This is a genomic window from Nocardia cerradoensis NBRC 101014, assembly GCF_000308535.1.
Lineage (GTDB): Bacteria > Actinomycetota > Actinomycetes > Mycobacteriales > Mycobacteriaceae > Nocardia > Nocardia cerradoensis.
Map to the genome: position 1 here is coordinate 21,047 of NZ_BAFW01000129.1, position 9,556 is coordinate 30,602.

At 69.3% G+C, this 9,556-nt stretch carries 10 protein-coding genes; 2 read left to right on the forward strand and 8 right to left on the reverse strand.

What is annotated here, in order from left to right; translation table 11 throughout:
• Positions 1–67 precede the first annotated feature (67 nt).
• Positions 68–880 (reverse strand): pentapeptide repeat-containing protein, encoded by an 813-nt coding sequence (locus ON23_RS35920; protein WP_167331855.1) that lies wholly within the window; start codon positions 878–880, stop codon positions 68–70.
• A gap of 400 nt (positions 881–1,280) precedes the next feature.
• Here ON23_RS35920 and ON23_RS13485 point away from each other — a divergent pair, with 400 nt between their 5' ends.
• A complete protein-coding gene (locus ON23_RS13485) occupies positions 1,281–3,218 on the forward strand; it encodes a serine/threonine-protein kinase (RefSeq protein WP_051042654.1) in 1,938 nt (645 codons plus the stop codon).
• Positions 3,219–3,246: 28 nt separating this feature from the next.
• Here the strand turns inward: ON23_RS13485 and ON23_RS35925 are convergent, their stop codons facing one another.
• Genes ON23_RS35925 through ON23_RS13500 form a run of 3 tightly spaced genes read right to left on the reverse strand, consistent with a single transcriptional unit; the run spans position 3,247 to position 5,002 of the window.
• A complete protein-coding gene (locus tag ON23_RS35925; protein ID WP_051042655.1) occupies positions 3,247–3,783 on the reverse strand; it encodes a Dabb family protein in 537 nt (178 codons plus the stop codon).
• Complete coding sequence (locus tag ON23_RS13495) at positions 3,783–4,094, reverse strand: hypothetical protein (protein ID WP_039778518.1); 312 nt, start codon at positions 4,092–4,094, stop codon at positions 3,783–3,785. The genes ON23_RS35925 and ON23_RS13495 overlap by 1 nt, the downstream gene beginning before the upstream one ends.
• Entirely contained in the window at positions 4,091–5,002 is a 912-nt protein-coding gene (locus ON23_RS13500) for an LLM class F420-dependent oxidoreductase (RefSeq protein WP_157170221.1), read from the reverse strand. Before ON23_RS13500 ends, ON23_RS13495 begins: the two co-directional genes overlap by 4 nt.
• A 352-nt stretch (positions 5,003–5,354) precedes the next feature.
• On the opposite strand from ON23_RS13500, the gene ON23_RS13505 reads away from it, so the two are divergent.
• Positions 5,355–6,185 carry a YihY/virulence factor BrkB family protein gene (locus tag ON23_RS13505; RefSeq protein ID WP_051042658.1) on the forward strand — a complete coding sequence of 277 codons (831 nt, stop codon included), beginning with the start codon at positions 5,355–5,357 and terminating at the stop codon, positions 6,183–6,185.
• Between the two features lie 12 nt (positions 6,186–6,197).
• Here ON23_RS13505 and ON23_RS13510 read toward each other — a convergent pair whose 3' ends face one another.
• The 4 genes from ON23_RS13510 to ON23_RS13525 form a co-directional block, all read right to left on the reverse strand.
• Positions 6,198–6,953 carry a DUF6390 family protein gene (locus ON23_RS13510; protein WP_039778519.1) on the reverse strand — a complete coding sequence of 252 codons (756 nt, stop codon included), beginning with the start codon at positions 6,951–6,953 and terminating at the stop codon, positions 6,198–6,200.
• Positions 6,950–8,023, reverse strand: coding sequence for a Nickel transporter NicT (nicT, locus tag ON23_RS13515; protein ID WP_244969552.1), 1,074 nt, complete (start codon positions 8,021–8,023; stop codon positions 6,950–6,952). Before nicT ends, ON23_RS13510 begins: the two co-directional genes overlap by 4 nt.
• A gap of 28 nt (positions 8,024–8,051) precedes the next feature.
• Positions 8,052–9,137: a hydrogenase expression/formation protein HypE gene (gene hypE, locus ON23_RS13520; RefSeq protein ID WP_039778521.1), complete on the reverse strand. Its 1,086-nt coding sequence runs from the start codon at positions 9,135–9,137 to the stop codon at positions 8,052–8,054.
• Positions 9,130–9,556 (reverse strand): hydrogenase formation protein HupD (locus ON23_RS13525; protein ID WP_039778534.1); only part of this gene is annotated, 427 nt, incomplete at its 5' end. The genes hypE and ON23_RS13525, both read right to left, overlap by 8 nt.

The following is a 9,556-nucleotide window of genomic DNA, read 5'->3' on the forward strand; positions in this document are numbered from 1 at the left end:
GCGGCGGCCAACCGCGAAACCGGCAGTCCGAGCGGGGTCGATTGTTTCCGCCGCCACCGCGCTGCGGTTACCGGCATGCGGCCACCGGCATCCGGTCGGCAACCTCGTGCGGGGCCGGTGCGGTGAACCATCCGGCCGTGTCGGCCGGCGACTGTTGCGCGGGGATCGGGTCGTGGAACCGGGCGCGTTCGAACGAGCCGTCGACGGTGAACGCGGCCCCGTCGAATCGGGCCGGTCCCGTGAAGCGGGCCGCGCCGAAGTCGGCATTGCCGCGAAACTGCGCGCTGTCGAAGTACGCCCCGCCACGAAATGCCGCCCGATGGAATCGAGCCTCGCCGGCGAAGACCGTCAGTGGAAATTGGGCGCTGCCGCGGAAGGTCGTTCCGTCGAACCGGGCCCGCGCGAATCGGGCCCCGAAGAATCTGGCGGAATCGGTGAACACCGCCTCCCGGAACCACGCGGTATCGAAGGCCGCATCCTGGAAATGGGTATCCGCGGAGAATGTCGCACCGTCGAATCGGGTGACGCCCGCCAGATTCGCGCCCTCGAACAACGCGGGGCCACCGAAAACCGCGTCGGTGAAATCGGCATCGTCGAGTTGCGCGTTGCGGAAATCGAATGTGGCGCGCGACCAGCTGCGCCGCCCGCCGCGGCGGAGGTGCTCGGCGATGACGGCCGTAATGGTCCGGCGGACCGTCCGGTCGTAGCCGCCGAGCCGTCCGGTCGTGCGGGGCAGTCGGAGATAACCGCAGAGTACGTCCACGCATTGCTGGCGCGGTGTGGATGCGGAGGCGTCGGCGATATCGGCCAGCGTGCGCACGGCCGACACTTGTGATCTTCCCTCACCGACGTAGAGTTGCGCCGCCGCGGAAACGAACATGTCGGCCAGTTGCCACGGCCACCGAAAACGCTTGCGCCGAAAATAATTTGCCGAATTCGCTGCGCTGTCGAGCATTGGATTCGCCGCCGCGGCCACCGGTGCCGGCCGGCGTTGTACGAGCACTACCATTCGAACCTCCTAAACGCCTGCAACGCCCAGAAAAGCTCTTCACTCGCTGTAACGACGGTATAACCGGTCGACATCCGCCATAACAATCGTCACCGAAAAGTAATCGAGCGGCTACGGCGCGCCGGTCGACCGGTGCGGGATCCGAACCCTCGCGATGCGGGACATCGCTGTCGGATAACCGTCCCGCCCACCCGCGTCGAGACCCCGGTTCCCGACCCGGAGCGCGATAAAATTCACCATGTCTCGACGTCTCATCCCGGAGTGACCAGCCATGGGCGCTCGACCGGAAGGCGATGCCACCGCCGCCTTCGACCCGTTGGCCGATCGGGCGGTCGACACTGCCCGCCACCCCGCCGGCACCGGCGAATCCACCGGAACGATCGGGCCGCAACCGGCCGCGCCGGGCACCGACCTCGAACCCGGCGATCGGATCGACGATTTCGATCTGCTGCTGGAATTGGGGCACGGCGCCTTCGCCAAGGTGTTCCTGGCGCGGCAGCGGTCGATGCAGCGCCTGGTGGCGGTGAAGATTTCCACCGACCACGGCACCGAACCCCAGACCCTCGCCCAGCTGGACCACGAATTCATCGTCCGCGTCTACGACCAGCGGGTGCTGCCGGAGGTGGGGCTGAAACTGCTGTATATGCAATACGTTCCGGGCGGGACGCTGGCTTCGGTGCTGCCGCGGGTCCGCGCGACGGCACCGGAGCGACGCAGCGGCCGGCTGTTGCTCGACGCCGTCGACGAGGCCTTGGAGGACAAGGGCGAGATCCCGACGTCGAGCAGTCGCGCACGGGAAGAGATCGCGGCCCTGTCCTGGCCGGAAACCGTGGCCTGGCTCGGACGCCGGCTCGCCGAAGCCCTCGCGTACGCCGAACGACGCGGTGTACTGCACCGCGACATCAAACCGGCGAACGTCCTGCTCGCCGCCGACGGCGCACCCAAGCTGGCCGATTTCAACATCAGTTTCAGCGACCACGTCGCGGGCAGCAGTCCGGTGGCGTATTTCGGCGGATCGCTGGCCTACATGTCGCCCGAACATCTCGAGGCCAGCCACCCGGAACTGCCCGGCACGGTGGACGACCTCGACACGCGCAGCGATATCTACGCCCTCGGGGTCATGTTGTGGGAGCTGCTGACGGGGCGGCGGCCGTTTGGCCCGACCGAGGCGAAGGATTCGCAGGGCTCGGTCGAGGAGCTGCTGGAGATGCGACGCCGCCCGATTGCACCGCCATTCCTCGACGACCTTCCCGCCGACTGCCCGGCCACGCTGCGCCGCGTGCTGCTGACCTGCCTGGCACCAGAGCGCACCGACCGCTGGAACAACGGCGCGGAACTGGCCCAGCAATTCGAGCTCTGTCTCGACCCTCGGGCCCGCGATCTGGTCGACGCACCGCCACACCGCCACCGGCCGCGCGGACCGCTGTGGCCGATACCGATTCTCGCGCTCGCGATCGCCGTGCCGAATCTGGCCGCCGCTTGGTACAACTACTACTACAATAGGACGTTGATCGTCGGCAAACTCACCCCCGAGGTGCAGCAGTCCTTCCACGATGTGGCCCAGGTGCTGTATCCGCTGGCCATCGTCGTGGCCACCCTGATGATCCTCTACACCGCGCGCCACCTCCTCGAGATATCCATCGGACTCCACAAGGGGCGTAGCTATCCCGACGCGGTCCTCACCGGGGCCCGCATCGATGCGCTGCGACTCCCCAACCGGGTGGCAGCGATCGCTTTCGTGTTCTGGTTCGCCGGCGGTGTGTTGTTTCCGGTGATGCTGAATCTCGTCGCCGGCGGCGTTGCGCGCGGCACCTACGCGCATTTCCTGTTGTCGCTGGTGGTCTGCGGCGCGGTCGCCCTGGCCTACCCGTACTTCGCGATCACTTGGTACGTGGTCCGCTTCCTGTACCCGATCTTCCTCGCACACGGCCGGTCCGATGCCGCCGACGTCGAACACCTGCGCCGGCTCGCCCGGCGCACCGGCATCTACCTCACCGCGGCCGCCGCCGTCCCGCTGGTCGGCGTCGCCGGGATCACGTTCCTGCCGGCGCCGGACATCGAGTCCATCATCTGGGCGGTCCGCATCCTGTGCGTCGGCGGCATCATCGGCTTCACCCTCGCCTACCTGCTGTACGGAGTCATCGAGAAGGATCTCCGCACCCTCGAACGCGTCGCCGCCGCATGCACGACGGACGCGGGCGTCGAGTAGCCCGCACGCCGGACCACGGCCGCGCCCCTCACGACAGCAGCGGTCCCTCGGCCCAGCGGTACAGGTGAGCGATGGCCGGATCGACGATGGAGTCGGGGATTTCCGGGTCGAACCATCGGTCGACGCAGGTCCAGTGGTAGGGGTGGAGCAGGTAGTCGGCGTTGAGGCCGTCGAGATCGGCGAATTCCTGTTCCCAGGCGTGCGTCCACCGCGGGTGGTCGGCGCGGCTGAGCGTCCACGACCCGATCGCCGCGATGTGGCCGGGCATCGCGGCCAGGTCGGCTTCGAATCGATCCACCACGGCCGGTTCGGTTCCGGGGCGCACCCGCAACAACAACGTGCGTTTGATGCGCTTGCCCGGCATCGCGACCCGCGCGCCGGCGACACGGGTCAGTGCCACGGCATCGGCGGCCGCCGGTCGGCCCGGCCAGGCCGCGTCGATATCGTCACAGCTCAGATCCCAGGTCATCCCGAGTCCGCCGACACTTCCGGGCAGATCGTCTCCGCCCGCGGCCCCGGGCAGACCGTCGATTCCCACCGGTGTGCGAACGACCCAGCGCGACATCACCGCACCTCCTCGAGGACGCGCCGCGCCCGTGACAGCGCGAGCGAATCGGTCCACTGCCAGAAGCTGCTCACCGCGTCATCGGCCCCCGCCGCCGCGCGCATCTCGTAGAACTCGTAGATTCCGGGCAGTTCCCACTGGATCTCCAGCGTCACCGTGTCGGGTGAGGTGAAGCGGCGGCACTGCCGGACCACGCGCATGCCGCGGTCACCGGCGCCGGGCAGATAGTCGTCGCGCCAGCGCCGCGACCACTCCTCGACGCGATCGCGGGGTAGGGCGATCTCGTCGATCACCGTCACGGTCGTGGTCACAGCTTGCTCACCACCTCGTCGAGATACCGGGCGATATATCCGGGCAGCCCCGCGATCCCGGCGGCGAACAGCGACTCGTCGCCGAACAGCGGCGGATTCACCACCAGCCGCGACGCGCCCGCATCGGTGTAGCCGCGGACGAAGTCGACGTCGAATTCCCTTGCCGGATCACAGGATCCGGGCCACGCCGTCAATTCGACCGCGCTCTCGGCACGCCCCGCGGCACGCGCGTGCGCACGCACCTCGTCGGCACGCGCGGCGAAATCGGCCGGCGTGATCGTGTACGGAAACCAGCCGTCGGCCACGCGACCGGCCCGCCGCACCGCGGGCGCACTGTTGCCGCCAACGACGATCGGCACCGTCCCCTTCGACGGCCTGGGCTCGCAGTAGACGCGATCGAAACGCACGTGCTTGCCCGCGTAGCTCGCCGGAGCGTCCGCCCACAGCGCACGCATCGCGCCGATCCCGTCGTCGAGGCGCGCGCCACGATCGGCGAACGGCACGCCGATCGCCGCGTATTCCTCCTTCTGCCAGCCGATTCCGAGCCCGAGCAGCAACCGGTCACCGGAATGCAACGCGATGGTGGCGGCCCGTTTGGCCAGGACCACCGGACTGTGCAGCGGCGCGACCATCATCGCGGTGCCGAAGCGCAGCGTGCGCGTCGAACCGGCCAGAAAGGCGATCGTCTCCAGCGGATCGGTCATCGGCGCCCCGTGCTCGGCGCCCGGCATCCGCCCGTCCGGCGAATACGGATACTGCGGGTCGTACTCGTCGGCCACCACGACGTGCTCGACCGCCCAGGCCGACTCCACCCCGCATTCCTCCAGCGTTCCCGCCAGATCCTGCAGGAATCCGCCGGAACCGATCATTCCGTCCACATAGGGCAACAGCATCCCGATCCGAATCATGCGGTTCAGCATCGGCCGTGACCCACGACACACCAACCCTCGATCTCGCACACCGGGACACCCGTGCCACTCAGCGAACACCCGCGGCGACACCGGCCGCCACCGTAAGAGGCCGTGACGACGAAAGGGCTTGTCTCACATGCCGCCACCGCATCCACGTTTCGCAACCGGGCTCGGCGGCGCGGGAAAAACCGCACCGGCCGCGCGTGGCGGGATGCGGTCGTGGTATTTCGAACACAGGCGCCGGCGATCCGACCGTGCGCGGATCGGAATGTGCTGGGAGGTAGTCACTGTGGCGGTCGGATCGGAGCCGGCGCTTCGGTACCGGGTGTTTCGCCGGGCCGAGGTCAGAGTGCTCCTGCGTACCGTGCGCGCGGCGTGGTCGGACGAATTGTCCGACTGGGCGGCGGCATTGACGTACTACAGCATGTTGTCGCTGTTTCCCGCGCTGCTGATCGCCATCGTCGTGCTGAGTATCGCCGGACCGGCCCCCGCCGACTCGCTCGCCGGCGCGGCCGGCCGGCTGGGTCCCGGCGGCGGCACGTCACTGATCTCCGATTCGATCCACCACCTGCAGTCGGTCAAATCGCTGTCCGGTCCGATGGCGGTCGTGGGCCTGCTGTCGGCGTTCTGGACGGTATCGACCTACCTGGGAGCGTTCATCCGCGCGGCCAACGACCTCTACGGGGTGCGGGAGAGCCGATCGCTGTGGCTCACACTGCCACTGCGATTCGCTCTGGGTCTGATGCTGGTGGTCGCCGTGGTCGTCACCGTGCTCGGCTTCGCCATCACCCCGGGCCTGGCCGAACACGCCGGCAACCGGATCGGGATGGGGTCGGCGGGCCTGCTCGTCTGGTCCATCGTGAAGTGGCCGCTGCTGGCCCTGCTGGTGAGTGTCGCACTGGCGCTGCTGTATTGGGTCGCGCCGAACACCGAGGGGCAGCGATGGCGCTGGCTGACCTCCGGAAGCGTAATCGCCGTGGGCATCTGGATCGCGGGATCGGCCGGATTGGCGCTCTACGCCGCCCATTTCGACTCGCTCGATCGCGTGTACGGGTCGTTGACCGCAGCGATCGTCCTGCTGATGTGGTTGTGGCTCACCAACTTCGCGATCCTGCTCGGCGCGGTGGTCGACGCCCAGATCACCCGGGAGCGAACATTGCGCGAGCACCCGGAGCGGTAACCGCTCTCCCCGTCACGAGGCCCGTGGGCGCCGGGCCGCGGTCGCGGAGTTCGGGTCCAGGCGGCGGTTCGTTGCCGCCAGCTGCCAGTCCGTCGCGGACGTGAGCCGATCGAGCCGGGTGCGGTCGAGCCGCGCGCAGATGTGCTCCCAGTGCAGCGCGAGCTGGTCGCCCACCTCGATATCGGCGGCGTCGACGCCCGCCCCGGCCAGTTCGATGCGGCGCGAGGTCTCCGCCGACAGCGAGAGCCGGGAATCGCTCCAGCACAGCCGCCGCGCGCGCACCGTCGCGGTGGTGGTGTCGCGCGCGCAGACCCGTGCCCACGTGATCCGGCAGTTGTCGAGCACGCGCAGCGGCAGATCCGCGGGACCCCGGCCGAGCAGCCGGGTCCACGGGTAGATGCCGAAGACGTGGAAGTTGTGGTTGGCCGCGCTCTCCTCGGCCAGCTCGGGACCCAGGTGACGCCAGTACCCGCCGGCGATCGGGCCGATCACCGACAACAGCCTCGACAGGAACTCCGCCCTGTCGATCCGCGCGCCGACTCCCCCACCGAGCCAATAGGATTCGACCAGTCGCGGATCGAGCGGATCGGCGATTCCGGTCATCGACGACAGCACTCGCAGATACGGCCAGGCGCCGGAGAAGCGGCGTGCCACGGCCCGGATCTCGGCATCGGTCCCGCCGGCCAGCGCGGGGGCGTCGGCGGGGCCGCAGTAGCCCAGCGCGTTGGGCGCGTAGGCGTAGCGCGCGAACAGCTGCGGCCCGCTCATGTTTCCTCGCGTCGCCACAGGATCAGCGCCAGCAGCCAGGTCGCGACGAACAGCCCCACCACGACGAATCCCATCGCCCCCAGATCGAGACCGCCGATCCAGGCCAGCGGGCCGGAGGTGATGTCCAGTGCGCCGGTGACCACGGAGACGATCTCCTGGGCGCCGATCAGCAGGGCCACCGCGACCGACAGCCCGGTCACCAGCAGGTTGTAGTAGATCTTGCGGGCCGGCGCGGCGCAGGCCCAGCCGTAGGCCGCGTTCATACACGCCCCGTCCAGCGAGTCGAACAGGGTCATACCGGCCGAGAACAGCAGCGGCAGTACCACGATCGCGTACCAGGGCAGATCGGTGTCGGCGGCCGCGCCACCCGCGAGCACCAGCAGGCTCACCTCGGTCACCGTGTCGAATCCCAGCCCGAACAGCACGCCGATCGGATACATCTGCCCCGGCCTGCGCACCGCGCGCACCAGCGGCGCCAGCACCCGGTTCAGCGCTCCGCGCGCGTGCAACCGGGAATCCAGTTCCCGCTCGTCCCCCTCACCCCGGCGCACCGCGCGCAGTGCCCGCCCGATACCGATGAGCGACATCAGGTTCAGCAGGCCGATGAGCAGTAGAAAGGTTCCCGAGACGCCGCTGCCGAAGGTTCCGGTCCAGCGCCGCAGTCCGGATCCGTCGTCCTCGACACCGGACGCCAGCACGCGCGCGCCCAGCGCCAGCGCACCGACCATGACGAAGACGACGGTGGAATGCCCCAGCGAGAACCAGAATCCGACCGACACCGGAGTCCTACGCTCGCCCACCAGCTTGCGGGTGGTGTTGTCGATGGCGGCGATGTGGTCGACGTCGAAGGCGTGCCGCATCCCCAGTGTGTACGCGGTCACGCCCAGGCCGGCGCCGAACACCACATTGCCCACCGCGTAGTGGCCCGGGATGACCAGGGCGGCCAGCAGCCCCCAGCCCGCGACGTGCAACGCGACCACCGTCACGGCCATGCCGGTCACGCCCCGGCGCCGGGCGCGCTGTTCTCGCGCCCACTCCCGAGGGGGCGTCGCCGTCATCGTCGGCCGCATCGTGTCTCCCGCCCGTGACCCGCAGGGCTCAGCAGATCCGCGGAAGCTGTTCGCCGGCAGGGAGATCCACCACCCGGGTACCGCCGAGGGCGGTGCGCGCGACCACCATCCCCGGATGTTCATCGACACAGACACCGATCGCGCAGGCCCGGGCGCCCAGCGGATGCGCCCGCATGGCGTCCAGCGCGCGGTCCGCGTCCTCGGCGGCGACGAAGGCGATCGCCTTCCCCTCGTTGGCCACGTACAGCGGGTCCAGTCCCAGCAGTCCGCAGGCATCGCGGACCGCGTCGGGGATCGGCAGCGCGCGTTCGTCCAGTCGCACACCGGTATTCGCGGCTTTCGCGATCTCGTTCAATGTCGCCGCGACCCCGCCGCGAGTGGGATCGCGCAGCGTGTGGACATCGGCGCCGGTGGCGAGGACGGCGGCGACCAGACCGTTCAGCGCGGCGGTGTCGCTGCGCACGGTGGTGCCGAATTCCAGGCCCTCGCGGCAGCTCATCACCGCCACCCCGTGCACACCGATGTCGCCGCTGACCAGCACGACGTCGCCGGGCCGGGCGCGCTCGGGACGGATGTCGACGCCGGCGGGCACCAGCCCGATGCCCGCGGTGTTGACGAAGATGCCGTCCCCGTGACCGGCGTCGACCACTTTCGTATCGCCGGTCACCAGCTTCACCCCGGCCGTGCCGGCGGCCTCGCCCATGGCCTCGGCGACCCGGGCGATCTCGGCCAGGTCGGTGCCCTCTTCCAGAATGAACGCCGTCGACAGCACCAACGGCTGCGCACCGGCCATGGCCAGGTCGTTCACGGTGCCGTTGACCGCCAGCTCGCCGATCGTGCCGCCGGGGAAGACGAGCGGTTTCACCACGAACGAATCGGTGGAGAACGCCAGCCTCGTGCCGCCGACCTCGACCACCGCCGCGTCCCCGAGCGCGGCGTCGGCGGCGGCACCGAACGCGGGCAGGAACAGATGCTCGATCAGCTCGCCCGACATCGCGCCCCCGCCGCCGTGCGCCATCACGATCGTCGGCGAATCCCGCAGCGGCAGTGGGCACACCCAGCTCTCCGCATCGAATACCGGTGGCGAAGTGGAGGTTTCGGCATGGTCAAGCATGAGCCACCTCCGCCGGCAGGTCCAGGCGGCGATACAGGTAGTAGGCGGCGCAGGCACCCTCGGAGGACACCATCGTGGCGCCCAGCGGGTTTCGCGGTGTGCAGCGGGTGCCGAACGCCGCGCAATCGGTCGGCTTGATCAGCCCCTGCAGAACCTCTCCGGAGCGGCAGACCGACGATTCGGCGGTGTGGATATCGCCCACGCTGAATCGGTATTCGGCGTCGTAGTCGCGATAGCGCGGCGAAAGCCGCCACCCGCTGCGGGGAATGACGCCGATGCCGCGCCAGCCGCGGTCGGTGACCTCGAACACGTCCTCCAACATGGCCTTCGCGGCCGGATTGCCCTCGGCCGGCACCGCACGCGGGTAGGCGTTCTCGACCTCGTAGCGTCCGTGTTCGAGCTGGATCACCGTGCGGCGG

Bases quoted from the DNA above. Each gene is read 5' to 3' on its own strand.
- ON23_RS35920 (WP_167331855.1), bottom strand. From the start codon at position 880: ATGTTCGTTTCCGCGGCGGCGCAACTCTACGTCGGTGAGGGAAGATCA.
- ON23_RS13485 (WP_051042654.1), top strand. From the start codon at position 1,281: ATGGGCGCTCGACCGGAAGGCGATGCCACCGCCGCCTTCGACCCGTTG.
- ON23_RS35925 (WP_051042655.1), bottom strand. From the start codon at position 3,783: ATGTCGCGCTGGGTCGTTCGCACACCGGTGGGAATCGACGGTCTGCCC.
- ON23_RS13500 (WP_157170221.1), bottom strand. From the start codon at position 5,002: ATGATTCGGATCGGGATGCTGTTGCCCTATGTGGACGGAATGATCGGT.
- ON23_RS13510 (WP_039778519.1), bottom strand. From the start codon at position 6,953: ATGAGCGGGCCGCAGCTGTTCGCGCGCTACGCCTACGCGCCCAACGCG.
- nicT (WP_244969552.1), bottom strand. From the start codon at position 8,023: ATGCGGCCGACGATGACGGCGACGCCCCCTCGGGAGTGGGCGCGAGAA.
- hypE (WP_039778521.1), bottom strand. From the start codon at position 9,137: ATGCTTGACCATGCCGAAACCTCCACTTCGCCACCGGTATTCGATGCG.